The sequence below is a fragment of the Curtobacterium sp. MCPF17_050 genome (genome assembly GCF_003224435.2).
Classification (GTDB): domain Bacteria; phylum Actinomycetota; class Actinomycetes; order Actinomycetales; family Microbacteriaceae; genus Curtobacterium.
This window is the reverse complement of record NZ_CP126250.1, coordinates 743,898-769,338: the sequence shown is the minus strand read 5'-3', so window position 1 is coordinate 769,338 and position 25,441 is coordinate 743,898. Positions and strand designations below refer to the sequence as shown.

20 protein-coding genes and 1 tRNA gene are annotated in these 25,441 nt (G+C 72.0%); 4 read left to right on the top strand and 17 right to left on the bottom strand.

The window, feature by feature from the left end; all coding sequences use genetic code 11:
* Nucleotides 1-80: 80 nt before the first annotated feature.
* From DEJ34_RS03665 to DEJ34_RS03630, 8 genes are all read right to left on the bottom strand, one after another.
* Nucleotides 81-1,403, bottom strand: coding sequence for a threonine/serine exporter family protein (locus tag DEJ34_RS03665; protein ID WP_181419411.1), 1,323 nt, complete (start codon nt 1,401-1,403; stop codon nt 81-83).
* 108 nt (nt 1,404-1,511) lie between these two features.
* Nucleotides 1,512-1,585: transfer RNA gene (locus DEJ34_RS03660), tRNA-Leu, on the bottom strand.
* Nucleotides 1,586-1,680: 95 nt separating this feature from the next.
* Entirely contained in the window at nt 1,681-3,153 is a 1,473-nt protein-coding gene (locus tag DEJ34_RS03655) for an NAD(P)/FAD-dependent oxidoreductase (protein WP_110911415.1), read from the bottom strand.
* 43 nt (nt 3,154-3,196) lie between these two features.
* A complete protein-coding gene (locus DEJ34_RS03650; RefSeq protein WP_110911416.1) occupies nt 3,197-3,745 on the bottom strand; it encodes a DUF501 domain-containing protein in 549 nt (182 codons plus the stop codon).
* 35 nt (nt 3,746-3,780) lie between these two features.
* Nucleotides 3,781-4,356, bottom strand: coding sequence for an FtsB family cell division protein (locus DEJ34_RS03645; RefSeq protein ID WP_110823980.1), 576 nt, complete (start codon nt 4,354-4,356; stop codon nt 3,781-3,783).
* A gap of 574 nt (nt 4,357-4,930) precedes the next feature.
* The gene (eno, locus tag DEJ34_RS03640) at nt 4,931-6,214 is read right to left on the bottom strand and encodes a phosphopyruvate hydratase (protein WP_110890349.1); all 1,284 of its coding nucleotides are present in this window, start codon (nt 6,212-6,214) and stop codon (nt 4,931-4,933) included.
* Nucleotides 6,215-6,312: 98 nt separating this feature from the next.
* On the bottom strand, nt 6,313-7,557 hold the full coding sequence (gene hisS, locus DEJ34_RS03635; RefSeq protein WP_110911418.1) for a histidine--tRNA ligase: 1,245 nt from the start codon (nt 7,555-7,557) through the stop codon (nt 6,313-6,315).
* Between the two features lie 216 nt (nt 7,558-7,773).
* Entirely contained in the window at nt 7,774-8,751 is a 978-nt protein-coding gene (locus DEJ34_RS03630; protein WP_110911419.1) for a MazG family protein, read from the bottom strand.
* 127 nt (nt 8,752-8,878) lie between these two features.
* Here DEJ34_RS03630 and nhaA point away from each other — a divergent pair, with 127 nt between their 5' ends.
* Entirely contained in the window at nt 8,879-10,057 is a 1,179-nt protein-coding gene (nhaA, locus tag DEJ34_RS03625; protein ID WP_110911420.1) for a Na+/H+ antiporter NhaA, read from the top strand.
* A gap of 100 nt (nt 10,058-10,157) precedes the next feature.
* Here the strand turns inward: nhaA and mfd are convergent, their stop codons facing one another.
* From mfd to DEJ34_RS03590, 7 genes are all read right to left on the bottom strand, one after another.
* Nucleotides 10,158-13,751, bottom strand: coding sequence for a transcription-repair coupling factor (gene mfd, locus DEJ34_RS03620; protein ID WP_110823615.1), 3,594 nt, complete (start codon nt 13,749-13,751; stop codon nt 10,158-10,160).
* Nucleotides 13,752-13,897: 146 nt separating this feature from the next.
* Nucleotides 13,898-14,482: an aminoacyl-tRNA hydrolase gene (gene pth, locus DEJ34_RS03615; protein WP_110911421.1), complete on the bottom strand. Its 585-nt coding sequence runs from the start codon at nt 14,480-14,482 to the stop codon at nt 13,898-13,900.
* 27 nt (nt 14,483-14,509) lie between these two features.
* Entirely contained in the window at nt 14,510-15,148 is a 639-nt protein-coding gene (locus tag DEJ34_RS03610) for a 50S ribosomal protein L25/general stress protein Ctc (protein WP_110890355.1), read from the bottom strand.
* A 211-nt stretch (nt 15,149-15,359) separates the two neighbouring features.
* On the bottom strand, nt 15,360-16,445 hold the full coding sequence (locus DEJ34_RS03605; RefSeq protein WP_146236925.1) for a hypothetical protein: 1,086 nt from the start codon (nt 16,443-16,445) through the stop codon (nt 15,360-15,362).
* Between the two features lie 44 nt (nt 16,446-16,489).
* Complete coding sequence (manD, locus tag DEJ34_RS03600) at nt 16,490-17,830, bottom strand: D-mannonate dehydratase ManD (protein WP_258368326.1); 1,341 nt, start codon at nt 17,828-17,830, stop codon at nt 16,490-16,492.
* Between the two features lie 245 nt (nt 17,831-18,075).
* On the bottom strand, nt 18,076-18,741 hold the full coding sequence (locus DEJ34_RS03595; RefSeq protein ID WP_110911468.1) for a response regulator transcription factor: 666 nt from the start codon (nt 18,739-18,741) through the stop codon (nt 18,076-18,078).
* Between the two features lie 29 nt (nt 18,742-18,770).
* Nucleotides 18,771-20,147, bottom strand: a complete 1,377-nt coding sequence (locus tag DEJ34_RS03590; RefSeq protein WP_110911422.1) for a sensor histidine kinase — start codon at nt 20,145-20,147, stop codon at nt 18,771-18,773.
* A gap of 216 nt (nt 20,148-20,363) precedes the next feature.
* Here DEJ34_RS03590 and DEJ34_RS03585 point away from each other — a divergent pair, with 216 nt between their 5' ends.
* On the top strand, nt 20,364-20,609 hold the full coding sequence (locus DEJ34_RS03585; protein WP_258365751.1) for an SHOCT domain-containing protein: 246 nt from the start codon (nt 20,364-20,366) through the stop codon (nt 20,607-20,609).
* Between the two features lie 80 nt (nt 20,610-20,689).
* On the opposite strand, the gene DEJ34_RS03580 is transcribed toward DEJ34_RS03585, so the two are convergent.
* A complete protein-coding gene (locus tag DEJ34_RS03580; RefSeq protein ID WP_110890358.1) occupies nt 20,690-21,217 on the bottom strand; it encodes a gluconokinase in 528 nt (175 codons plus the stop codon).
* Between the two features lie 164 nt (nt 21,218-21,381).
* Here DEJ34_RS03580 and gnd point away from each other — a divergent pair, with 164 nt between their 5' ends.
* Nucleotides 21,382-22,788: an NADP-dependent phosphogluconate dehydrogenase gene (gene gnd / locus DEJ34_RS03575; RefSeq protein ID WP_284180734.1), complete on the top strand. Its 1,407-nt coding sequence runs from the start codon at nt 21,382-21,384 to the stop codon at nt 22,786-22,788.
* A gap of 179 nt (nt 22,789-22,967) precedes the next feature.
* Here gnd and DEJ34_RS03570 read toward each other — a convergent pair whose 3' ends face one another.
* Nucleotides 22,968-23,666: a hypothetical protein gene (locus DEJ34_RS03570; protein ID WP_258368327.1), complete on the bottom strand. Its 699-nt coding sequence runs from the start codon at nt 23,664-23,666 to the stop codon at nt 22,968-22,970.
* A 181-nt stretch (nt 23,667-23,847) separates the two neighbouring features.
* On the opposite strand from DEJ34_RS03570, the gene DEJ34_RS03565 reads away from it, so the two are divergent.
* Nucleotides 23,848-25,425 carry a molybdopterin-dependent oxidoreductase gene (locus DEJ34_RS03565; RefSeq protein WP_258368328.1) on the top strand — a complete coding sequence of 526 codons (1,578 nt, stop codon included), beginning with the start codon at nt 23,848-23,850 and terminating at the stop codon, nt 25,423-25,425.
* Nucleotides 25,426-25,441 lie beyond the last annotated feature (16 nt).

Below are 25,441 nucleotides of genomic sequence, written 5' to 3'. Positions count from 1 at the left end.
ACCGAGCCTCCAGAACGGGACGACGTGCCCCGGTCGTGTGACGCCAGGTGGTCCCGGCGCCGGCTGCCGGATCCCCTCGGTCAGTGGGTCGGCGCGGACCGGGCGAACAGCCCGGGCAGCAGCCCGCCGATCTTCGTCCCGACGCAGAGGCTGACGAAGGTCGCGAGCGGCGTCGCGAGCGCGGCGGCGTCGAACGTCGCGACCGCGACCAGCCCGACCGTGCCGGGCACGAGCAGCAGGAACGCCGGCCGGAACGACACGGTCGCCGGCACCACCGGCACGATGCGTTCGAGGACACGCGTCGCGACGAACAGCAGCGCCGCGGCGAGGCCCGTCGCGACGACGCTGCCGCTGAGCGGCGTGAGCAACGACACGACGGCGTAGGCGGTGACCATGACGACGACCGACGCCGCCGTCAGGCGCCACCCGGATCCGAAGACGAGGCTGATGCCGGTGGCGAGGACCACCACGGCGACCCACGACGCCCAGAGCGCGGGGACGGCCTCCCAGCCGGGTCGGTCGGTGCCGATGCCCGCGACCTCGCCGACGAGTGCCGCCGAGGTCGGGTCGATGCGGAGGCCGGTCACCGTGCTCCCCGCCGCGATCCCGGCGGCCATGAAGCCGAGCATGATGAGTCCCTGCATGAGACGAGCCGACCCCGTGACGATGTCGGCGGCGGTGAGTTCGAGCAGGGCGTTCGTGATGAGTGCTCCGGGCACGAACACCGCGACCGGCGCGCACACGGCGTACAGCGGGACGTGGTCGAAGCCCGTGCCGGCGGCGACGAGTCCGACGACGGCCGTCGAGCAGAAGGCCGCGAGGAACGGCACGACGGCCACGGCCTCACGGAAGCGCCGGAGCAGCAGGCCGATGACCCCGACGAGCGCCCCGACCACCAGCGCGAGGAGGACCGCCCACCACGGGCACCGGAACACGACCGCGAGCCCGGCGGAGGTCAGTGCGTTGCCGAGCACCCACGGCAGCGGGGCCGGTGGTCGCGTGCCCTGGCGGATGCTCCGGACCCGGGCGGGGATCTCGGCGAGGGCGATCGCGCCGCGCTCCAGACCGAGCACCAGGCGGTTCGCGCGGGCGGACTGGCGGAACGAGAGCTCGATGCCCTCGGCGTTGACGATCGTCGCGGCGCCCGTCGCGGTCTCGCTGACGATGACGAGCGCTGGCAGCACCCCGATGGCGAGGCCGTTGCCGACACCCGCTGCGTCGCGGGCCTTCTCGAGCGCTGAGCGGACGTCGGTGACCGAGCTGCCGGCGTCGAGGAGCAGTGCGCCGAGCGTGCCGAGCAGCATGCCGACGGGGACCGTCTCGCCGTCGATGACCTCGACGTGGGCCTCGGGGCGCCGGAGCGCGTCCCGGAGGTTCGTCAGCGCGCTCCCGATCCCGACCACCTGGTCAGCGTAACGAGTACGGCGGGCGTGCCGTCCGGTCTCCGTACCCCCGGAGGGACTCGAACCCTCATCTCGGCGATGTTGAGTCGGATGCCCGTCCGGTCTCCGTACCCCCGGAGGGACTCGAACCCTCATCTCGGCGATTTTAAGTCGCATGCCTCTACCGATTGGGCCACGGGGGCGCACGGCGACGGGCGGCCGCGCCGGGACAGCCTACCGACGCCGGAGGGCGGCCACCCGTCGGGCGACCGCCCTCTCGACAGCGGGTGTGCGCTGCCTACTCGGTCTTGGCGGACTCGCCGGCGCCGACGGGCTCGGCGGCCTTCGAGACGTCCTCGGCGGGCGTGGCGTACGCGGGACCGGCAGCACCGGCGGGCTGACCCTCGGCCGGGGACTCGGCTCCCGGAGCGGCCTCGACGGCCGGCTTCGGGCGGGAGGCCCACGCCTCGAACGCGGCGCGGGGCGTCTCGCGGTCGTCGAGCGACACGATGTCGCGACCGAGGAAGAAGCCGGAGACCCAGTCGCCGACGACGCGGATCTTGCGCTCCCACGACGGCATGGCCAGACCGTGGTAGCCGCGGTGGGCGCCCCAGGCCAGGAAGCCCTTCATCGCGAACTTGCCGGACTGGAAGACACCGATGCCGAGACCGAGGCCGGCGACGGCACCGAGGTTCTCGTGCTTGTAGTCGACGGTGGCTTCGCCGCGCAGGGTCGCGACGAGGTTCTTCGCGAGCTGCTTGGCCTGACGGACCGCGTGCTGGGCGTTCGGCACGCACATGCCGCCGACGCCACCACCGGTGAGGTCCGGGACGGCCGCGACGTCACCGCAGGCCCAGGCGTCGGCGATGACCGTGCCCTCGTCGACGATGCGGAGGTCGGGCTGCACCGTGATGCGGCCGCGGGGCTCGAGCGGGAAGTCGGTGCCCTTGACCATCGGGTTCGCCATGACGCCGGCGGTCCAGATGATCAGGTCGGACTCGATGACCTCGATCGACTCGTCCTTGGCCTTGAGCTGGCAGACGCCACCGACGGCCGAGGCGAGCTGCGTCTCGAGGTGCACGGTGGCCCCGCGCTCGGCGAGGTTCTTGAGCACCCAGTGCGAGGTCTCGAGCGAGACCTCGGGCATGATGCGGCCCATCGCCTCGACGAGGTGGAAGTGCGTGTCCTCGAAGGCGATCTGCGGGTAGCTGCTGAGCAGGTCCGAGACGAAGGAGCGGAGTTCGGCGAAGACCTCGATACCGGCGAAGCCACCACCGACGACGACGACCGTGAGCAGACGCTGCCGCTCGGGGCCGGCCGGCAGGTTCGCTGCCTTGGCGAAGTTGGTGAGGATCTTGTCGCGGATCGCCGCGGCCTCTTCGATGGTCTTCAGGCCGATGGCCTCGTCCGCGACGCCCGGGATCGGGAAGGTGCGCGAGACGGCGCCGGCGGTCATGACGATCTGGTCGTACGACTCCTGCCACGGCTCACCGACCGCGGGGGTGATGGTCGCGGTCTTGTTCGCGTGGTCGACCCCGGTGACCTTCGCGGTGACGACACGGGTCGACTTGAGGTGGCGGCGGTGCGAGACCACGGCGTGACGCGGTTCGATCGACCCGGCGGCGACCTCGGGGAGGAACGGCTGGTACGTCATGTACGGCAGCGGGTCCACCATGACGACGTCGGCTTCGCCGTTGCGAAGGTGCTTCTCGAGCTTCCATGCGGTGTAGAAGCCGGCGTAGCCGCCGCCGACGACGAGGATCTTGGGCACGGTTGGTGATCTCCTTGGGGTGGTTGGACTGCTGGGCGGCTGGTCAGGACTCGCCGCCACCCACCCCGACTCCGGCGTCTGCATCCTCATCATAGGCCCGGCATTCGCACCGAGACGGCGACCAGTCCGCGCGCTCCAGCGCGAGGTCTCCGATGGGGTTGACGCCGGGTCCGGCGGCGAGGGCGTGCCCGACGAGCGCGTGCAGGCACTTCACGCGGGTGGGCATGCCACCGGCGCTGATGCCCGCGATCTCCTCGACGTGCTCGATCGACTCACGGTCGTCGACGTACGCCTGGTGCGCGTGGCGGTACTGCTCAGCGGTGTCCGCGTCCTCGAGGAGGGCGGCCAGCTCGGGCATGACCTGGTTCGCCTCGAGGGTGCTGACCGCTGCGGTGGCTGCCGGGTGGCACAGGTAGTAGAGCGTCGGGAACGGGGTGCCGTTGCCGAGGCGGGGCTTCGTGGACACGACCGTCGGGTTGCCGCAGACGCAGCGAGCAGCGATGCCGATCACGTCACGGGCGGGGCGTCCGAGCTGGGCGGTCACCACCTGCACGTCGTGCGCGGTCGGCGGGTCGAACGGAGGGGTCGTCACGGGCACGTGAGCCTACCCGACTCCGCGCGTCGGCCCTACTCGGGGGACGAGCCGCTGTCCGTCCCGCGGTCGGTGTCGCTGCCGCTGCCGTCACCGGTGTCGCCGCGGCGCTCGAGTTCGTCATCGGTCTCGTCCGACAGCCCGGACTCGAGGACGGACGAGAGCATCGACCGCACCCAGTCCACGTCCGGCGTCTGCACCGTCGAGCTGACCGGGGTGCCGGACTCGGTCCTCGGCGCCGGGGTGGCCGAAGCGCCGGCCTCGCTGCCCATCACCAGGTAGCTCTCCTCGCCCGGGTACACGTAGAGCAGGCGGTCGCGCGCCTGTGCCTCGATGTAAGCGGGGTCGTCCCAGCGCGCCACGTCGTGCTTCTTCTGCGCGACGTCGGCCTTCTGCGCCGCGACCTGCCGCTGCATGTCGGTGATCTGGTCCTGCTGCTGCACGAGCGTGCGGAGCGAGGGGGCGAGCACCACGACGAAGAGCACGATGATCGCGAGCATCAGCAAGCTGAACCCGGAGAAGTGCAGCGACCGGTACCACGGCTGTCCCGAGGTCGCTCCCTCGGGCATGGCCACGGGGACGCGGCGGACGCGGGGCTTCTGGCTGGGCACGACGACGACGATAACGCGGCCGTCGGGGCTCGGCATCCCGCCGCGCGCGCGTTGCGCACCCTCTCAGCGACGGCTGCCGACGCTGGAAGCGCCCCCGCGCCCCGCGCCTCCAGTCCGGCTCGGTCCCCGAGACGCCCCCGCCGCGCTGAGACGCCGCGACCTCGTCGAGACGCCGCCGAATCCGGAGGCATCTCGCGCGCACCGCGGCCTCACGCGCAGACGGGGGCGTCACGCTCCACCTGCCTGGAGGCGGGGCCCGGGCTTCCAGGCTGGCTCGGGTCCCGGGACGTCAACTGACCGACGGGCCGCCGCCGGGCCGCCGAGACGCCGCCACCTCGGCGAGACGCCGCCGAATCCGGAGGCGTCTCGCGCGCACCGCGGCGTCGTCCGCAGACGGGGGTGTCTCGCGCAGACGGGGCGTCCCGCGCAGACGGGAGGAACGGCTCGCGCAGACAGGGCGTCTCGCGCAGACGAGGCGGCTCGCGTGAGTCGGTGGCACGCGCGGACGGGTCCGTTCCGCGGAACGGCGAGACGCCGCCCTCCGGACGGAGGACGGCGTCTCGGGGGTGCTGGGTTACAGCGAAGCCGAACGCGGGAAGGCGGAGCGGCCGGCGTAGACCGCCGCGTCGCCGAGCTCTTCTTCGATGCGGAGCAGCTGGTTGTACTTGGCGACGCGGTCCGAGCGGGCCGGGGCGCCGGTCTTGATCTGACCACCGTCGACCGCGACGGCGATGTCCGCGATCGTGGTGTCCTCGGTCTCACCGGAGCGGTGCGACAGGATCGCGGTCATGCCGTGGCGGTGCGCGAGGGAGACCGCGTCGAGGGTCTCGGTCAGCGTGCCGATCTGGTTCACCTTGACCAGGATCGAGTTGCCGGCCTTCTCGTCGATGCCGCGCTGGAGCCGCGTCGGGTTGGTGACGAACAGGTCGTCGCCGACGATCTGCAGCTTCGAACCGAGCTCGGCGGTCAGGTGGGTCCAGCCCTCCCAGTCGTCCTCGGCCAGCGGGTCCTCGATCGTGGCGAGCGGGTAGTCACGGGCCAGGTCGACGAAGTACTGCGTGAACTCGGCGCTCGAGAGCTGCTTGCCCTCGAAGGAGTACTTGCCGTCGTGGAAGAACTCGGTGCTGGCGACGTCGAGGCCCAGCGCGATGTCCTTGCCCGGGGTGAAGCCGGCCTTCTCGATCGCCGCGAGGAGGAAGTCGAGCGCGGCGCGGTTCGAGGCGAGCTCCGGCGCGAAGCCGCCCTCGTCGCCGAGGCCGGTCGCGAGGCCCTGCTTCTTCAGCTCGCCCTTGAGGGCGTGGTAGGTCTCGACGCCCCAGCGCAGGGCCTCCGAGAAGGACTCGGCGCCGTACGGCACCAGGAAGAACTCCTGGATGTCGACGTTGGTGTCGGCGTGCGCGCCGCCGTTGACGACGTTCATGAGCGGCACGGGGAGCGTGTGCGCGTTCGGGCCACCGAGGTAGCGGAACAGCGGCAGGTCGACTGAGTCGGCCGCGGCGCGGGCCACGGCGAGCGAGGCGCCGAGGATGGCGTTCGCGCCGAGGCGCGACTTGTTCTCGGTGCCGTCGAGCTCGATCAGCGCGGCGTCGACGAGACGCTGGTCGGTGGCGTCGAAGCCCTCGAGCGCCGGGCCGATCTCGTCGAGCACGGCCTCGACGGCCTTGAGCACGCCCTTGCCGCCGTACCGGGAGTCGTCGCCGTCGCGCAGCTCGTACGCTTCGAAGGCGCCGGTGGAGGCACCGGACGGGACGAGGGCGCGCGAGACGACACCGTCGTCGAGGAGGACCTCGACCTCGACCGTCGGGTTGCCTCGGGAATCGAGGACTTCGCGTGCGCCTACGGCATCGATCACTGCCACGGGGAACTCCCTGTCGTTGGGTTGTGGTGGTTGCGCTGTCGATCCTAGCGACGCCGCTGCACCGCGACGCCTGGCTGTGGATGACCGGGAGGAGTCCGTCAGGCGAGCGAACGGAACTCCACGCCGTCGAGCGACGTAGTGTCGGTCCCGACGGTGGCGAACGAGCCGAAGCCCTGCTCCGCGAGTCCGGCGAGCAGGTTCTTCATGTTCTTCGTGCGCTTCTCGAGGCGGACGCGGTGGTGCGTGTCCAGCGCCTCGGCCTTCAGCGCGGCCAACCGGACCGGATCGACGTCCTTGTCGTACACGAGCACGACGGCGTCGGACTCGGCCGAACCGGGCAGCGACACGAGGTCCACGAGCCGCTCGAACCCGAGCGAGAACCCGACTGCCGGGACGTCCTGCCCGAGGAAGCGCCCGATCATGCCGTCGTAGCGGCCGCCGCCACCGAGGCTGTACCCGAAGTCGGGGTGCGCGACCTCGAAGATCGTGCCGGTGTAGTACCCCATGCCGCGGACGAGCGTCGGGTCGAAGCGGAGGTCGACGCCCGGGAGCGCCGCGCGCAGTCGCTCGAGGTCGGCGAACGCCTCGGCGTCGAGCCAGTCGGCACCGCGCACGCTGTCCCAGTCGGCGGACTCGAGCGCCCGGATCGTGTCGGCCGTGGCGGCGGGGTCGAGGCCGAGCGTGGTCCCGAGTTCCTCCGCGACGCCGACGGCCCCGATCTTGTCGAGCTTGTCGACCGTGATGAGGGCCCGGTCGGCTGCGGACTGCTCGGTGACCCCCCACGAGGCGAGGAGCGCGAGCAGGATGCGGCGGTCGTTGATCCGGATCGACGTGCCGACGATGCCGAGCGCGTCGAGCGCCGCGGTGGTCGCCCGGATGAGTTCGATCTCGGCGAGCTGCCCGGGCTCGCCCAGGACGTCGATGTCGCACTGCACGAACTGGCGGTAGCGCCCCTTCTGCGGACGCTCGGCACGCCACACGGGCGCGATCTGCACGGCACGGAAAACGCTCGGCAGTTCGGCGCGGTGGGAGGCGTAGAACCGGGCGAGCGGGACGGTCAGGTCGAACCGCAGCCCGAGGTCGGCGAGGTCAAGCGGCGCGTCGGCCTGCCGCAGGTCCTCGGTGGTCAGCCCGCGGCGCATCACGGCGAAGGCCAGCTTCTCGTTGTCGCCACCGAGTCCGGAGTGGAGGCGGGCGGCGTCCTCGACGACCGGCGTCTCGATCTCGTCGAACCCGTGTCGCGCGTACACACCGCGAATGACGCCGAGCACGTGCTCCCGCCGGGCCTTGTCGGCGGGGAGGTGGTCTCGCATGCCCCTGGGGGCCGTCACGGTCGTCGCCATGCCGTCGATTCTCGCAGAGCAGGACCGCCTCTTGCAGCAGCGCGTGTCCGCTGATATGCTGCATCCAGAACCTCGGTCGGAGCGTGCCTGATCCGCGCGCCGGCCGGCAGCGGAGGCGGCGTGCTGCAAGCGCCTCCGCGGTTCGAGCGGGATCCCCTGTCGGCGTCGCTCCCTGGTGACGCCGTCTCCCGCTCGCGGGCGTCCTCCTTTTTCGGGTTAGGAGGACGCCCGCTCTTCGTCGTGGTCGTCACGGTCGTCTGCGCGGTCGCCCCCGCGGTCGTCTGCCCGGTCCTCTCCGCGGTCGTCCTGCTCGAGGCTGCGGCCCGCCACCTCGAGCATCGCCACCGCGGCTCGGAGACTCGCGATCGGGTCCAGACCCTGTTCGTGCGCGACGGCCACCTCGGCGAGCATCCCGGCGCCCCAGGCCGCGTCGACCCGGGTCCCCGGCTGCTGCCCGGCAGCGGCGTCACCGGGGTCCGCGGCACCGACGACGTCCGCAACACCGACCGCGCCGGAGGCCGCCACTCCGTCGGCGCCACCGGGAGCATCGGCGACACCGGGAGCACCGGCGACACCGGGAGCACCGGGCGCTCCGGGAGCGATCGGGGCACCGGGGACGTCGGCGGCAGCGGGAACCCCGGCGACACCGGGAGCGACGGGGGCACCGGGGACGGGATCGACCACCTCGAGCACGGCGCCGTCCGTCACGGAGGCCATCGCGGCGTGCAGGTCACCGCGCTCCTCCAGCCGCTCCAGGAGCTTCACGGCACGTTCGAGCGGCGGCATCGCCCGCGGCACGCCCGTGTACGCGCTCGTCCGCGACGACTTCTCGGCGGCCTTCGCGGCACGCCAGACCCGGATGACGTCCTCGACCGTGTGCGCTTCCTCGTCGCCGAAGACGTGCGGGTGGCGGCGCTGCATCTTCTCGCGCACGGAGTCGGCCACGTCGTCGAGGTCGAACCTGCCCTGCCGCGCAGCGATCCCCGCGTGCAACACCACCTGGTACAGGACGTCGCCCAGTTCCTCGCGGAGCTCGTCGTCGTCCCCGCCGTCGATCGCGTCGACGAGCTCGTAGGTCTCCTCGACGGCGTACCGGGCGAGGGTGGCGTGGGTCTGCTCGCGGTTCCAGACGCATCCGTGCTCGGGGTCGAGCAGGCGGTCCACGACGGCGACGAGTTCGGCAACGGCAGTCATGCCGCCATGCTGCCACCCGCGGCTCCGCGTGGATCGGGCTCCCGGGCCGTCCCGCTATCCTGGGCGAGGTGTGTCGGGAAGCCTGGTCGACGGTCCGTTCCCCGTACCCGATCTCCACCGGAGCCGCATGCCGTCCTTCGTCCGTTCGCCCCGTTTCAGCGCGATCGCCCTCCTCACCGCCGCCGTCCTCGGACTGGTCGTCGCCAACACCGCACTCGGCCCCGGTCTCGAGCGCGGCCTCGACTGGCACACCCCGTGGGGAGCGGTCGGCCTCGACCTCTCGATCACCCACTGGGTCAGCGACGGCCTGCTCGCGGTCTTCTTCCTGCTGGTCGCCATCGAGCTGAAGCACGAGCTGGTCGCCGGCGAGCTTGCGAACCCGAAGACGGCCGTCGTCCCGGCCATCGCCGCGGTCGGCGGTGTGCTCGTGCCGGCGCTCGTCTACCTGCTCGTCACCGCCGGGACGCCGTACACCCACGGATGGCCGATCCCGACCGCGACGGACATCGCGTTCGCGCTCGGGGTCCTGGCGATGTTCGGGCGCGGGCTGCCCGCGACGATCCGGGTGTTCCTGCTCGCCCTCGCGGTCCTCGACGACCTGATCGCGATCGTCATCATCGCCGTCGTCTTCGCGCACGGCACGGACTTCCTCGCGCTCGGCGGAGCAGCGGTCCTGCTCGTGGTCTTCGCACTGCTCGGACGCCGGCTACGCCCGGGCAGTGCCGCGCAGCCGTTCCTCGTCGTCGCGATGGTCCTCGTCGGCCTCGTCACGTGGTGGCTCGTGTACCACTCGGGTGTGCACGCGACCATCGCCGGTGTGGCCCTCGGGTTGGTCCTCCCCCGACGTCCGGGCGGCACCCTGCACGAGCAGGTCGAGCCGTGGTCGAACGCGATCGTGCTCCCCGTCTTCGCCTTCGTCTCCGCAGCGGTCGTGATCCCCGCCGTCGGCATCGGCGAACTCTCCCCGACGTTCTGGGCGGTCGTCCTGGCGCTGCCGGTCGGCAAGGTCATCGGCATCACCCTGTTCGGCGTCGTGGCCGGTCGGCTCTTCCGCGGACCGGGTCGGTCGACCCTCTCGGTCGGCTCCGTGATGACGGTCGGCGTGCTCGGCGGCATCGGCTTCACCGTGTCGCTGCTCATGAACGAACTGGCGTTCGCGGCGAACGAGGAGATCGTCGACGAGGGCGTCCTCGCGGTCCTCGTCGGGTCGGGCATCGCGATGGTCGCGTCCGCGGTCGTGGTGTCGGTGCGGGCGCGCCGGTACCGCCAGCGGCGCGAGCTGTCCGAGGCCGAAGCCACCGAGTAGCGCCCGCTCACGCACCGGCGCGACCACGCGACCGACGGGAGGCCCGGGACGGATCCGTCCCGGGCCTCCCGTCCGTCCGGTGGTCACCGGACGAGGACTGTCAGGCGGCCGGGGCCTCCGCCCGGGCGGGCGCTCCGTAGACCGCGGTGAGGATGCTCTCCACCCAACCGATGAGGGCGTCGTCCGGCAGGGTCTCGCCGTGCGGCTTCGGGACCGGGATGCTCGCGGCGTCCTGCTGCGGGAACCAGCGTGCACCGGCGAACATCCGCTTGAGGCGGACCTGCGCCGAGTCGGCGAGTTCCTTGCCCGCCACCCGCAGGTTCGACCCCATGACGACCACGTCGGACAGGCCGACCTGCTGCGCCATCCGGCGGAGGCGGGACACCTCGATCAGCGTCAGCACGGCCTGCGGCGGGGTGCCGTACCGGTCGGTGAGCTCGTCGAGGACCATGTCGATCGCCTCGGGCTGCGCGGCCGGGGCCGACGCGGCGGAGAGCTTCTGGTACGCCTCGAGTCGGAGTCGCTCGGACTCGACGTAGTCCTCCGGGATGTGCGCGTCGACGGGGATCTCGAGCCGGAGCTCGGTCTGTCCCTCCGCCACGTCCCCGCGGAACTGCGACACCGCCTCGCCGATCATCCGCAGGTACAGGTCGAACCCGACGCCCGCGATGTGCCCGGACTGCTCGCCGCCGAGCAGGTTGCCGGCACCGCGGATCTCGAGGTCCTTCATCGCGACCTGCATGCCCGCGCCGAGCTCGTTGTTCGCCGCGATCGTCTCGAGGCGGTCCTGCGCGGTCTCGGACAGCGGCTTCTCGGCGTCGTACAGGAAGTACGCGTACCCGCGCTCGCGCCCACGACCGACACGGCCGCGGAGCTGGTGGAGCTGCGACAGGCCGTACTTGTCCGCCTTGTCGATGATGAGGGTGTTCGCGTTCGCGATGTCCAGACCGGTCTCGATGATCGTCGTCGACACGAGCACGTCGAACCGGCGCTCCCAGAAGTCGACCATGACCTGCTCGAGGGCCTGCTCGCCCATCTGCCCGTGCGCCACGGCGATGCGGGCGTCCGGCACGATCTCGGCCAGGTGCGACGCGACCGACTGGATGTCCTTCACGCGGTTGTGCACGTAGAACACCTGGCCCTCGCGGAGCATCTCGCGCTTGATCGCCGCGGCCACCTGCAGGTCCGACTGCGGTCCGACGAACGTGAGGATCGGGTGCCGGTCCTCCGGCGGGGTCGCGAGGGTCGACATCTCGCGGATGCCGGTCACCGCCATCTCGAGCGAGCGCGGGATCGGCGTCGCGGACATCGCCAGGACGTCGACGTTCGTCTTGAGCTTCTTGAGCTGGTCCTTGTGCTCGACGCCGAAGCGCTGCTCCTCGTCGATGATGACGAGGCCGACGTCCTTGAACTGCACGCTCTGCGACAGGATCCGGTGCGTGCCGATGACGACGTCGACGGTGCCGTCGGCGAGGCCCGCGAGGGTCTCCTTCGTCTCCTTCTCGGTCTGGAACCGGCTCAGGGCGCGCAGGTTCACCGGGAACCCGGCGAACCGCTCCTGGAACGTCTCCATGTGCTGGCGGACGAGCAGTGTCGTCGGGACGAGCACGGCGACCTGCTTGCCGTCCTGCACCGCCTTGAACGCGGCGCGGATCGCGACCTCGGTCTTGCCGTAGCCGACGTCTCCGGAGAGCAGCCGGTCCATCGGGATCGGGCTCTCCATGTCGCGCTTGATCTCGTCGATGGTCGTCAGCTGGTCGACGGTCTCCGCGAAGGGGAACGCCTCCTCCAGCTCGCGCTGCCACGGGGTGTCCGGCCCGAACGCGTGCCCCTTCGACGCCATGCGGGCGGAGTACAGCTTCACGAGGTCCACCGCGATGTCGCGCACGGCCTTGCGCGCCTTCGACTTCGCCGCCGACCAGTCCGAGCCGCCCATCTTCGACAGGGTCGGGTTCTCGCCGCCGACGTACCGGGACAGCTGGTCGAGCTGGTCGGTCGGCACGAAGAGCTTGTCGCCGGGGTAGTTCCGCTTCGAGGGCGCGTACTCGAGCACCAGGTACTCACGCTGCTGCTTGACGGCGTTCCGGCCGCCGGAACTGACCTCCCTGCTGACCAGTTCCACGAACTTGCCGATGCCGTGCGTGGCGTGCACGACGACGTCGCCCGGCTTCAGCTGCAGTGGGTCGACGACGTTCTTGCGCCGGCTCGCGAGCTTCTTGACGGTGCGGGCGCCCTGCTGGACGCTGCGGCCGTAGAACTCGGCCTCGCTGAGGAGCGCGATGCGCGGGTCCGCGACGGCGAAGCCGTGCTCGACGCTGGCCGTCGTGACGATGGCGACGCCCGGCTCGGGAGGCCCGTCCAGCGTCTCGGCGCGCGCAGCCACCCCGGCGTCGGCGAGCACCTGCACCGCACGTTCGACGAGGCCCTGGCCCTGCGCCGTCACGACGACGGCCCACTGGTCGTCGGTCAGCGCCTTGACGTGGGCGACCGCACCGTCCGCACTGCCGGCGAAGCTCGGGATCGCCTCGCCCGGGACGCGGATGTACTCCCCCGCCTCGGCGGCCGCGTCGGCGTCGCTCAGCGGTTCGTCGGCCCCGGAGTCGAACGGCGACACCGTCCACCACGTGCGCTGCCCGCGGGTGTTCTTCAGCTGCTGGACCGTGAGGAAGTTGCCCGCATCGAGGTCGATGGGCGCCTGGGCACCCGCCACGGCCGCGCTCCACGCCGCCTGCAGGAACTCCTGGTTCGTCTCGGCCAGGCTGTGCGCGCGACCGCTCACCCGCTCCGGCGAGAAGACCGCGATCGTCGCTTCCTCGGGCAGGTACTCCGTCACCGGCACGAGCTTGCGGACCAGCGCCGGGGCGAGGGACTCCATGCCCTCGACGGGGATCCCCTCGGACACCTTCGCGAGCATCTGCGACAGGTTCGGGAACTCGTGGAGCATCTCGCGCGCCCGCTGCCGGACGTCGTCGCTCAGGAGCAGTTCGCGTGATGCGGTGAGCTCCACCGCGTCGAGGTCGTCGTCCGTCGACCGCTGGTCGGCGACCGAGAACGCCTTGATGCCCTCGATCTCGTCACCGAAGAAGTCGACGCGGACGGGGTGGTCGGCCGTCGGCGGGAAGACGTCGAGGATGCCGCCGCGGACGGCGAACTCCCCGCGGCGGGTGACGAGGTCCACCCGGGCGTACGCGAGGTCGACGAGCTGTGCGGCGATCGCGCCGAGGTCGTTGCCCCGCGACGCGCTCCGCAGCACGACCGGAGCGAGCTCGGTCAGGTTGTCGGCGATCGGTTGGAGCGCTGCCCGGACGCTCGCGACCACGACGGTCGTCCGGCGCTCCGCGGCAGGGGCGTCCTGCCACCGCTGCAGTGCGCGGAGGGTCGCGATGCGGGTGCCGACGGTCTGCGGGCTCGGGCTGAGACGCTCGTGCGGCAGGGTCTCCCACGCCGGGAACTCGAGCACGTCCGCGTCGGGGACGGTGCAGCTGAGGGCGTCACGGACGGCTTCGGCCTCCCGCCCGGTCGCGGTGATGACGAAGGCGCACTGCGGGCCCGAGCGCTCGGCCAGCAGGGCGGCGAACAGGGGCACGCGCAGGCCGTCGACCACCGAGAAGTCGGCGTCGCGAGGAGCGGCACGGAGCGCACGATCGAAGGAGGAGGCGCGCGAGAGCGCAGGGATGAGGCCCGAGATCGTCACTCACACGATGGTACCGGCGGCCCCCGACAGCGGTCGCGGCGTGCGCGACGGGCGAACAGGAGGCGCGTGGCGGAGCCGGGGCGGGCCTCCTGGCCGGTTCCGGCTCAGGAGCTGCCCGGCTCCAGGTCGTCCGATGGCGACGGTGGTCAAGCCGGGGCGTGGAAGCGCTGCTGCGCGGCGAGCAGGCCGTCGGTCACGATCGCCTCGACGGCGTCGGCCGCGTCGGCGAGGAGGTTCGGCAGCGCCTTCTTCTCGGCGGCGGAGAAGTCACGCAGCACGTAGTCGGCCGGGTCCTGACGGCCGGGCGGGCGTCCGATGCCGACCCGCACGCGGGCGAACTCGTTCGTGTTCGTCGCCTTGATGACGTCGCGGATGCCGTTGTGCCCGCCGTGGCCACCGTTGCCCTTGAGCTTCACGGAGTCGAACGGCAGGTCGAGCTCGTCGTGGACCAGGATCAGGTCCGCCGGCGGCACGCTGTAGAACCCGAGGACGGCGGAGACCGGACCGCCGGACGTGTTCATGAACGACCCGGGCTTCGCGAGGACGAGCTTCGGGCCCCCCGGTACGAGGCGCCCCTCGGCGACCTGGTTCGGGGTCTTGTGCTTCCTGAACGTGGCACCCATCCGGGCGGCCAGTTCGTCGAGGACCATCTGGCCGACGTTGTGACGGTTGCCCGCGTAGTCGGGCCCGGGGTTCCCGAGCCCGACCACCACGAACATGCGCTCCGCCATCAGCGTCGGCCAGACGTCGTCGTCGTCTTACTCGGAGTCGGCGTCGGCCGGGGCGGAGCCGCCCTCGGTGCCGGCCTCGGCGCCCGCCTCGGCAGCGGCCTCGTCGGCGGCGTCGTCGTCAGCGGTGCCACGCGGGGTGACGATCTGGACGACGAGCGACTCGGCGTCGGTCTCGAGCTCGGCACCGGCCGGGAGCTGCAGGTCGGACGCGTGGACCTGCGCACCGTCCTCGAGGCCCTCGACGTCCACGACGACGTGCTCGGGGATGTCGGTAGCCTCGACGAGCAGGGAGACGCTCGCCAGGTCCTGCACGTGGATGGTGCCGGCGAAGGACTCGCCCTCGATGACGACGGGCACGTCGACCGTGACCTTCTCGCCACGACGCACGACGACGAGGTCGATGTGCTCGATGATCTGACGCACCGGGTCACGCTGGACGTCCTTGACGAGGGCGAGCTGGGCCGCACCCTCGATGTCGAGGTCCACGACCGCGTTGGCGGTACGGACGAGGAGCATCGTCTCGTGGCCCGGCAGGCTGATGTGCTGCGGCTCGGTGCCGTGACCGTAGACGACGGCGGGGATCTTGTCGGCGGCGCGGAGCTTGCGGGCCGCACCCTTGCCGAACTTGGTGCGGACTTCCGCTGCGAGCTTGGTGTAGTCAGCCATGATGCCTCCTGGTGTCGGGGACGACGCCGGAGTGCCGGCATCGGGGGGGGTCTGTGGTGTTGCAACTCGAACGCGTGCACGCGTGAGGAACGTTCCCAGGGCTGGCCGGGTCTCCCACCGCGTCGATCACGGCCGCTTGCGCGGCCCTCGCCGAAGTCAGTCACCGAGTCTAGCAGGGGCTCCGGGCGTGTCGCGACGGTGCCGTGACTGGTCAGCGGCGACGGTGGTGCCGGGCGGCGACGAGGGCTTCCCGGGCGCGGTCGCTCGCGGCCTCGGCGTCGTCGCGCTCCTGCCCGAGCCGCTCGGCCTCGGCGTCGAGGTCGGCTCGCTCCTGGTCGAGGGCGCTGAGCTGTCGCTCGAGGTCGCGACGGCGGCGGTCGAGGTCGGCGCGTCGGTCCTCGACGTCCTCGAGGGCGGACTCCGCCTGGTCGAGAGCGGCATCGGCCTGCCGGGAGGCACGTCTCGCTGCCGCCTCGGCCTCGCGCGCCTCGCGGCGCTCGGCTGCGGGGTCGCGCTGGTCCTCGTCGGGAGCCGGCAGGTCGGGCCCGTCCGGAGCATCCGGTTCGGCAATAGCATCTGGTCCATCCGGGGCATCCGGCTCGTCAGGGGTCCCAGGCCCGTCAGGAGCATCCGGCTCGTCGGGGGTCCCCGGCTCGTCGGGGATCCCGGGCTCGTCGGGGGTCCCGGGCTCGTCGTCTGCGGGACCGGGCGCGGCGGGACGGCGTGCACCGCGCCTCCCGGCCGTGATCGGGATGGGAGGCGCGTCGCTGCCGGACCACGCGTCCGGGACGGCGTCCGGGACGGCCACCGCGTCGGTCAGGTCGACGTCCTCGAACCCCACGCTCTCCAGGGGCCGCAGGAGGAGGCCCGATCGGATCGCGGCGCCGGCGTGCGGGTCGGCCATGCCGGCCTCGATGGTCGCGCGGACCTGCTCGAGCACGGCCGGGGTCGGCGGGTGCCCGGCTGCGGACGCCCGGTCGGCCCCGGTGTCGGCGAGCGCCGCCACGACCTGTGACCGCTGCTTCCGAAGTGTCGCGATCTGCTGCGGGTCCGCGGAGGCCTGCGCCTGCCGGAGGGCCGGACCGAGGTCGACGGCGTCGTCGAGGGCGGCCTCGGAGGCGAGCAGGTCGACGATCCACGCGGCCGGCGCGGGCTTCTTCAGCTTCCCGATCGCGGCCGCGAGCTCCCGGTCGTCCTTCCGGACCGCTCGTTGCCGTGCCGTCCGCGCGGCCACGAAGTCGCCCGGAGCGGCGCGCAACAGGTCGCGGGCGACGTCGGCGAGCGCTGCGGGGTCCACGCCACCACTCTGCCCGTCGGGCACGGTGCAGCGCCCGGGAACGCTCACCAGTCGTGCACGGTGCCGTCCGCCAGGCGGTTGAACGGCAGGTACGCCTGCTCGTACGGGTACTTCCCGGCCTCGTCGACGTCGAGCGAGACGCCGATGCCGGGCTCGTCGCCGGGGTGCAGGTACCCGTCCGCGAAGGTGGCCGTCTGCTGGAACACCTGGTTCGTCCTCGGGCCGTGCTGCATGTACTCCTGGATCCCGAAGTTGTGGATGGCGAGTCCGAGGTGCATCTGGGCCGCCATCCCCACCGGCGAGATGTCGGTCGGCCCGTGGAACCCGGACTTCACCTGGTACATCGCGGCGTAGTCCATCGTCTTCCGCAGCGGGGTCACGCCGCCCATGTGCGTGACGGCACCGCGGACGTAGTCGATGAGCTGGTCGCGGATGAGGTCTTTGAAGTCCCAGACCGTGTTGAAGACCTCACCGATGGCGAGCGGGGTCGTGGTGTGCTGCCGGACGAGTCGGAGCGCTTCCTGGTTCTCGGCGGGGGTGCAGTCCTCGAGCCAGAAGAGGTCGTACGGCTCGAGCGACTTCCCGAGCTTGGCGGCCTGGATCGGGGTCATCCGGTGGTGTCCGTCGTGCAGGAGCGGCAGCTCGGGGCCGAACTCGTTGCGGACCGCCTCGAAGACGGTCGGCAGGTGCCGGAGGTACGCGCGGGTGTCCCAGTCCTCCATGGCCGGGAACGCCCCACGCTGCGCGGGCTCGAAGTCGTAGCGGACGCCGGCGTTGCCCTCGGTGGTGCGGTTCGAGGCGATGCCGTAGATGGACTCGAGCCCCGGCACGCCGGTCTGGACGCGGATCGACCGGTACCCCTCGGCCTGGTGCTGGCGGATCGAGTCGAACAGCTCCGGGAGGTCCTTGCCCGAGGCGTGCCCGTACGCCATCAGCCCGGTCCGGGAAGCACCGCCGAGCAGCTGGTAGAGCGGCATCCCGGCGACCTTGGCCTTGATGTCCCAGAGCGCCATGTCGACGGCGGCGATCGCGGCCATCGTCACCGGACCCCGACGCCAGTAGGTCGAGCGGTAGAGGAACTGCCAGGCGTCCTCGATGCGGCTGGCGTCCCGACCGGTGAGCAGCGGGACGACGTGCTCGGACAGGTACGCGGCGACCGCGAGCTCGCGGCCGTTCAGGGTCGCGTCACCGAGACCGATGACGCCGTCCGCGGTGGTCAGCTTGAGGGTGACGAAGTTCCGGTCCGGACTGGTGACGATCACCTCGGCACGGTCGACGAGCTGTCCACGGTCCGTGCTCGCCCAGGTGTCCGGCCTGGAGGCTGTGCCTCCGCCCGCAGAGCGTGCGTCGGTCGCACCGGGGGTCGGGTTCGCGGGATCGGTCACGGCGTTGCTCCTCCTCGAGGTGGGCGCGGTGCTCCTCCGCGGCGGTGCGGGATGCATCCGGCGTCCACCTGTCGAGCCTGCACCGGCGGCGGCCGTGTGTCCATCGGCAGCGGCCGACCCGACAGGCCCGGGGGCGTACCGCGCAAGGCGGTCGAGCGCGTCGGCGTAGCGAGGGATCTCACGTTCGAGGACCTCGTCGACGCTGTCGGCTCGATCGTCGCCCTCGTTGCTCGTGCTGGTGCCCGTCATCCCGTCCACCCCGGGGTGACGAGGCCGGTCTCGTAGGCGAAGACCACGAGTTGGGCGCGGTCGCGAGCGCCGAGCTTGATCATCGCCCGGGAGACGTGGGTCTTCGTCGTGGCCGGACTGACGAACAGGCGCTCGGCGATCTCGGCGTTCGTCAAGCCGCTCGCGACCAGGCGCATGACCTGGCGCTCGCGGTCGGTCAGGGCGTCGAGTTCGGGTGCGAGCGCTGCCGGCTTCGCGTGCGCCGCGTACGCCTCGACGAGCGACCGGGTCGGGCCCGGCGACAGCAACGACTCCCCCGCGACGACGGTGCGGATCGCCCGGAGGAGTTCGGCGGGCTCGGTGTCCTTCACGAGGAACCCGGCAGCACCACCACGGATCGCCTCGAACACGGTGTCGTCCTCCTCGAAGGTCGTGAGGACCACCACGTGCACCGCGCTGAGCGCCGGGTCCTCGGAGATCCGCCGAGTGGCGACGAGGCCGTCGGTCCCCGGCATGCGGATGTCCATGAGCACGACGTCCGGCAGTTCCCGTGCGACGACCGCGACGGCGTCCTCGCCGTCGGACGCCTCACCGACGACCTGCATCCCCGGCTCGGCGGACACAAGTGCGCGGAGTCCGGCACGGATGAGGCTCTGGTCGTCCACCAACACGATCTGGATCAGATCCGGCGTGGTGGGAGTCGCGGACATGGTCATGCGGTCGTCTCCGTCGCTCTGGACGCAGTGCGTGCGGGTTCGCCGATCGGCAGGCGTGCGTGGACCGACCACCCGCCGTCGGGCGTCGGGCCGACGGCGAGTGTGCCGCCGACAGCCGTGGCCCGTTCGTGCATCCCGACCAGCCCGTTCCCCGGACTGCTGCCGCTGCCGCCGTCCGCCTGCTCGGTCACGGTGTGCTGGCCCGCCGCACGGGCGAGGGCGGACGAGGAGCGGTGCCCGCGGGGCGCCTCCTCGGTCCGCGGGGCACCGGCGCCGATCGCGACCGGCGCCGGGACGTCGGTCACCGTGATGTCGACGACCTCGGCCCCCACGTCGACCACGACCGAGGCGTGGTGGTCAGGGACGTGCTTCATGACGTTCGTGACGGACTCCTGCACGATGCGGAAGGCGTTGCGCGAGACGACGCCGGCGACGGTCTCCACCGGGCCGTCCAGGCGCAGCTCCACGTCCATCCCGGCCAGGCGGGCTCGATCGACCAGGTCGGGGACGCGGTCGAGACCGGCGACCGGGGTGCGGTCGGAGGTGCCGGACGGTGCGTCGACGGCCCGCAGCACGCCGAGGATCGTCCGGAGCTCCACGAGCGCCTGCTTGCTGGAGTCGCGGATGTTCAGCAGCGACTCCCGGGTCTGCTCGGGGAGTTCGGCCCCGAGGTGCAGGGCCACCCCCGCCTGCAGGTTGATGAGCGACATGCTGTGGGCGACCGAGTCGTGGAGCTCCCGGGCGATGCGGACGCGCTCGGCGCCGGCGCGCTGCTGCTCCGCCGCGAGGCGGGCGCGACGGGCGTCGGCGGCGCGGGCCACCCGTACCCGGACGAGCTCGGTGACGGCGATGGTGACCGTCAGCCACGCCAGGCAGAGCGTCATCGTGGTGACGGTCGGGAAGGGCGCGCGGCCGGTCAGGGTGTCCGCCGAGGGCAGGACGACCTGCGCGACCGCGGCAGCGACGTACGTGGGGACGCGGTGGCCGCGGAACCAGGCGTTCGCCAGCGCCATGGTCAGCGCCGCGACGAACGGCCCACGCGGACTGACGACCAGGGCGTAGCCGATCGTCGTGCCGAGGGTCAGGGCCAGGACCACGACCGGCCACCGCCACCGGAAGGGCAGGACGACGATCCCGCCCACGAGCAGCACCCATGCCAGGGGTCCGAGCAACACCGGGTCGACGCCGTCACCGAAGCGCTCTGTCCACGGCGGGCCACCAGCACCGACGGCACCGGGACAGTCCTCGGCTGCCCACCGGGTGGCGGCGACGGTGCCGACGACCTGCACGAGCGCCACCGGCAGCACCCGTCCCACGCGGGCGAACCGGCGTCCACCCGCCGGGCGGGTGTCGGAGCGCGTGTCGGTGGTCATGCAGCGAGCCTACGGTCGGCCCTCCCCCGACACATCGCGCAGCGGGAGGGCCTGTGGACTACGCCCGGAGGAGTAGTCGCCTGTGGACGAACCGGCGCGGGTGAGCCGGCGGGAGCAGGTCCGAGTGGGCTCTCCTGGCGGACGCGGGTGGGGCCTCCCGACCGACAGCCTTGTCGTGTCGCGACCGCGGCACCACACCCGACCTCGGAGGTCCCCATGCTCACCACACTCGCTGCCACCGCTCCGTACTGGCACGGAGGCGGGATGCCGTCCCACGGCTTCCCCGTGTTCCCGGCGCTCCTGCTCCTGCTCGTCGTCGGGGTCGTCGTCTTCGGCGTCCTCCGCCGCGGTGCCGGACGGGCGATCGCCGACGCGCGGTCGGTGCTGGCCGACCGGTTCGCCCGCGGCGAGATCGACGCCGAGGAGTACCGCGCTCGACGGTCGGAGCTCAGCCGGAAGTAGACCCGACGGTCAGGTCGTCGAGCGCGACGGGCTCAGGCCAGGACGGGCTCAGGGCCGGACGGGCTCGGGGCAGGACGGGCTCAGGGCAGGACGGCGAGGATCGCCGCGACGGTGTCGTCCACGACCCCGTGGATCGGCACCGCCGCGACGGCTTCGTCCGCGCCCGGGCGCTCGAGCGTCGCGAACTGCGAGTCGAGCAGGGAGTTCGGCATGTACTCGTGGTGACGGTGGCGCTGCCGATCGGCGATGAGCTCGCGCGACCCGTCGAGGAACACGATGAAGAGGTCCGGGGCGTCCTCACGCAGGCGGTCCCGGTACGCGCGCTTCAGCGCCGAGTTCGCCATCACACACCGCGAGCCGGAGGCCTCGACCTCCGCGATGCGGGACGAGCACGCGTCCAGCCAGGGGCGACGGTCGTCGTCGGTGAGCGGGATGCCGGCGTGCATCTTCTCCTTGTTCGCCGCCGGGTGCAGCGCGTCCGCGTCGACGAACTCCACCGCCTGTCCGCGGTCGACGAGCGCCTGTGTCAGGGCCTCACCGATCGTCGACTTGCCGGATCCGGAGACCCCCATCACGAGCACGGGCGGGAGGACGGTCGCATCGGCCATGTCTCCACAGTACGAACAGGGGGACCGACTGTCCCCAGGATGCGGAAGACCTGGATGAGCACATCGGGCGCTGCATAGATTGGCGACGGCCGTCCAGACACGAAGGAGTCGACGTGGCAGACAACAACGAACAGGCGAACATCGGGGTCATCGGCCTCGCGGTGATGGGTTCGAACCTGGCGCGGAACCTCGCGTCGCGTGAGGGGAACACCGTCGCGGTCTACAACCGCACCTACGCCCGGACCGAGGACCTGATGCGCGAGCACGGGGACATGGGCTTCATCGCGTCGGAGGACATCGACGGCTTCGTCGCCTCGCTGTCGAAGCCGCGCACGGCGATCATCATGGTCCAGGCCGGGAAGGGCACCGACGCCGTCATCGGTCAGTTGGCCGAGCGGTTCGAGCCGGGCGACATCATCGTCGACGGCGGCAACGCGAACTTCCACGACACCATCCGCCGCGAGCACGACCTGAAGGAGAAGGGCATCAACTTCGTCGGCACCGGCATCTCCGGCGGCGAGGAGGGCGCCCTGCACGGGCCGTCGATCATGCCCGGCGGCTCGGACGAGGCGTGGGAGACGCTCGGCCCGATCCTGAAGTCGATCGCGGCCGTCGCCGAGGGCGAGCCCTGCGTCACCCACGTCGGGACCGACGGCGCCGGACACTTCGTCAAGATGGTGCACAACGGCATCGAGTACGCCGACATGCAGCTCATCGCGGAGTCCTACGACCTGCTGCGCCGCATCGGGGGCTACAGCGTCGACCAGCTCGTCAACGTGTTCGACGAGTGGAACAAGGGCGACCTGGAGTCCTACCTGATCGAGATCACCGGGGAGGTCCTCAAGCAGAAGGACGCCGACACCGGCACACCGCTCGTGGACGTCATCCGCGACGCCGCCGGATCGAAGGGCACCGGCGTCTGGACCGTGCAGAACGCAGTCGGTCTCGGCATCCCCGTCTCCGGCATCGGCGAGGCCGTGTTCGCCCGAGCCGTCTCGTCCCGGCCCGCGCAGCGCGCAGCCGTCCAGAAATCGGTCACCTCACGGCCGGACATCGCCCAGGCACCGGACTCGTTCACCGACGACGTCCGAGCAGCCCTCTACGCATCGAAGGTCGTCGCGTACGCGCAGGGCTTCGACCTCATCATCGCCGGAGCGAAGGAGTACGACTGGGACATCGCGCTCGGGGACATGGCGAAGATCTGGCGCGGCGGCTGCATCATCCGCGCCCAGTTCCTCAACCGCATCGTCGAGGCGTACGAGAAGAACCCGGACCTCGAGTCGCTGCTCGTCGACCCGTACTTCGCCGACGCCGTCGCCGAGGGCGAAGCCGCCTGGCGTCGGATCGTGGGCATCGCGGCCGCGTCCGGTGTCCCCGCGCCCGGGTTCTCCTCCGCCCTGTCCTACTTCGACTCCCTCGCGTCCGAGCGCCTGCCCGCCGCGCTCATCCAGGGGCAACGCGACTTCTTCGGCGCCCACACCTACCAGCGCATCGACAAGGACGGCACGTTCCACACCCTCTGGTCCGACAACGACCGCCGCGAGGTCGAACAGGAACCGTCCACGCACTGAGCAGGACCCGCGGCAGGACCCGCGGGAGCGCAGGCCCGGGTCGGTTGCTTCGTCATCGACGAGAGCCGACCCGGGCGAACCCGTGTCCCGGTCGGTGCCGGGCGGGACACGGGCACCGGCACGGGCACGGGCACGGGCACGAGCACGAGCTCACGCACAGGTCCGCAGCGCCATCCCCGTCAGGCGACGATGCGCTCGCGGGCGAGTCGGGCGAGCAGGTCGTCGAGACGAGCACCGGGGCCGAGCAACCGGTCCGAACCGGGGGCGACACGCACGAAGAACGTCGCGACGGCGGTCGTGTCATCGGCTCGGACGTAGTGCACCGCCACGGCGGGGGCGGTGCGCCGACCGGCACCCGGCACGAGGACCGCCTCGGTCCCGACGTGCATGACGCGGCTCCACCGGATGACGAGCTGCCGAATCGCCCGCCGTCCGTCGAGTTCCCACAGCGAAGCCTCCGTCGCTCCGAACGCCCAGGTCACGCGAGCGGTGAGCGGCACCTCGGGTCGGGCCGCCTCGATCACCCCGCGCAGTTCCTGCGTCGGAGCCGCGGGGACCAGCCACACAGTCGGGTCGATACGGCGCACCGCGCGCGCGAGCACGTCGTCAGCGCGACGCCGACCCGCTGCGCGTGCACGGACGACCGCGAGGACGACGATCGTCACGCCAGCGGTGACGGCCACCGCCTCCGCGATGCCGAAGGCCCGCAGGTCTGCGTCCGGGTGGACGGTCACGACGATGATCCGGGCGGTGAGGAGCGCCACCCACACACCGACGATCACCCACCGGAGCACGAGGAGCCGAGCGGCGGAGGACCAGCGGTGCTGGTCGTCGCGGGCGCGACCGAGCCCGGGGACACGATCAGGTCGCCACGGCACGCTCCGATCCTGCCACGGCGCCCGCACGGCACACCTCGCACCGGGTGAACGCTCCCCGAACCCCGATCCCGACCCGGACCCGACGCGCGACCTGCAGCCGCAGCCGCAGCCGCAGCCGCAGCCGCAGTCCACGAGCGGCACCGACGCCCTGTTCCCAGCACGACTGACCTACGATCCGATCGTGACCGAGCCAGACCCGCGCCTCCTCCCGCACCGCAGGTGGGCCGCAGCGCTCGTCGGCGTCATCGCCGTCCTCGCGTTCCTCGCGGTCGCCGAACTGGGCGCGCTCGTCCTGGGCGGCGCAGGCAGTCCGCTCGTCGCGGTCGGCTCCGCCGTCATCGACCTCGCGCCCCCGACGGCGAAGGACCTCATGGTGTCGCTGTTCGGAACGGGCGACAAGGTGGCCCTGTTCGTCCTCATGAGCGTCATCCTCGTCGCGGTGGCGGCCGGCGCCGGTGTCCTCGAACGCCGGAACCCGCCGTACGGCGCGCTCGTCTTCGCCGCCGGCGGGGTGCTCGCACTCCTCGCCGTCACCACTCGTTCGGGCAGCGGCACCCTCGACGGCGCCCCGACGGTCGCCGGCATCGCCGCCGCGGTGGTGGTGCTGCGACTCCTGCTCCAGCGTCTCCGCCGCTGGGAGGACGCCCGCGCGGTCCCGACCGCCGGACCCGGCGGTGCTGGTGCGGTCGCACGCCGCTCCTTCATCCGCTGGACGGTGACCAGCGCAGCGCTCGCGGTCGTGGTGGGCGGCGCCTCCCGGACCGGCTCGGCCTCGCTCCAGGCCGCAGCGGCCGTCCGGCGAGCCGTGCGTCTGCCGCAGCCGGCGACGCCCGCCCCGCCCGTCCCGAGCGGCGCGAGCCTGGACGTCGAGGCCATCACCCCGTACGTCACGCCGAACGCCGACTTCTACCGCATCGACACGGCGCTGCGCGTCCCCGCCATCGACCCCGCCGACTGGTCGCTGAAGATCACGGGCGAGGTCGACGAGGAGGTCGAGCTCACCTGGGACGAACTGCTCGCGCTCCCGCTCGAGGAACACATGGCGACCCTGAGCTGCGTGTCGAACGAGGTCGGTGGCGACTTGATCGGCAACGCCCTCTGGCTCGGGTACCCGATCCGGTCCCTGTTGGCGCGCGCCCGCCCCCGCGCCGGAGCGGACATGGTGCTGTCCCGCAGCATCGACGGCTTCACCGCGGGGACCCCGCTCGACGTGCTCCAGGACGAGGGGACCGACGCGCTCCTGGCCGTCGGGATGAACGGCGACCCGCTGCCCGCCGAGCACGGGTTCCCGGCGCGGCTGGTCGTGCCCGGCCTGTTCGGGTACGTGTCCGCGACGAAGTGGGTGACCGAGCTCGAGGTGACGCGGTTCTCCCGGGCACAGGGGTACTGGACGCCTCGGGGTTGGTCGGAGCGGGGACCGGTGAAGCTCGAGTCGCGGATCGACACCCCGGTGGACGGCGTCACGGTGGCCGTCGGCGACCGGGTCCCGATCGCGGGCGTCGCGTGGCAGCCGCACACCGGGGTGAAGGCCGTGCAGGTGAAGGTCGGGGACGCCGACTGGCAGGACGCCGAACTGGCGGACTCGGTCTCGGCCGACACGTGGCGGCAGTGGGTGCTCCGGTGGACGGCGACGAAGGGACGGCACGAGATCCAGGTCCGTGCCGTCGGTGCCGACGGCGAGGTGCAGACGAGCGTGCAGCGGCCGCCGGCACCGAACGGCGCGACCGGGTGGCACGGGGTCACCATCACGGCGTCCTGACGGGAGGCCCGTGCGG

Bases quoted from the DNA above. Each gene is read 5' to 3' on its own strand.
- DEJ34_RS03630 (WP_110911419.1), bottom strand. From the start codon at position 8,751: ATGACTGCCGTTGCCGAACTCGTCGCCGTCGTGGACCGCCTGCTCGAC.
- gnd (WP_284180734.1), top strand. From the start codon at position 21,382: ATGGGTTCGAACCTGGCGCGGAACCTCGCGTCGCGTGAGGGGAACACC.
- pth (WP_110911421.1), bottom strand. From the start codon at position 14,482: ATGGCGGAGCGCATGTTCGTGGTGGTCGGGCTCGGGAACCCCGGGCCC.
- DEJ34_RS03610 (WP_110890355.1), bottom strand. From the start codon at position 15,148: ATGGCTGACTACACCAAGCTCGCAGCGGAAGTCCGCACCAAGTTCGGC.
- nhaA (WP_110911420.1), top strand. From the start codon at position 8,879: ATGCCGTCCTTCGTCCGTTCGCCCCGTTTCAGCGCGATCGCCCTCCTC.
- DEJ34_RS03585 (WP_258365751.1), top strand. From the start codon at position 20,364: ATGCTCACCACACTCGCTGCCACCGCTCCGTACTGGCACGGAGGCGGG.
- DEJ34_RS03580 (WP_110890358.1), bottom strand. From the start codon at position 21,217: ATGGCCGATGCGACCGTCCTCCCGCCCGTGCTCGTGATGGGGGTCTCC.
- DEJ34_RS03590 (WP_110911422.1), bottom strand. From the start codon at position 20,147: ATGACCACCGACACGCGCTCCGACACCCGCCCGGCGGGTGGACGCCGG.
- hisS (WP_110911418.1), bottom strand. From the start codon at position 7,557: ATGGCGACGACCGTGACGGCCCCCAGGGGCATGCGAGACCACCTCCCC.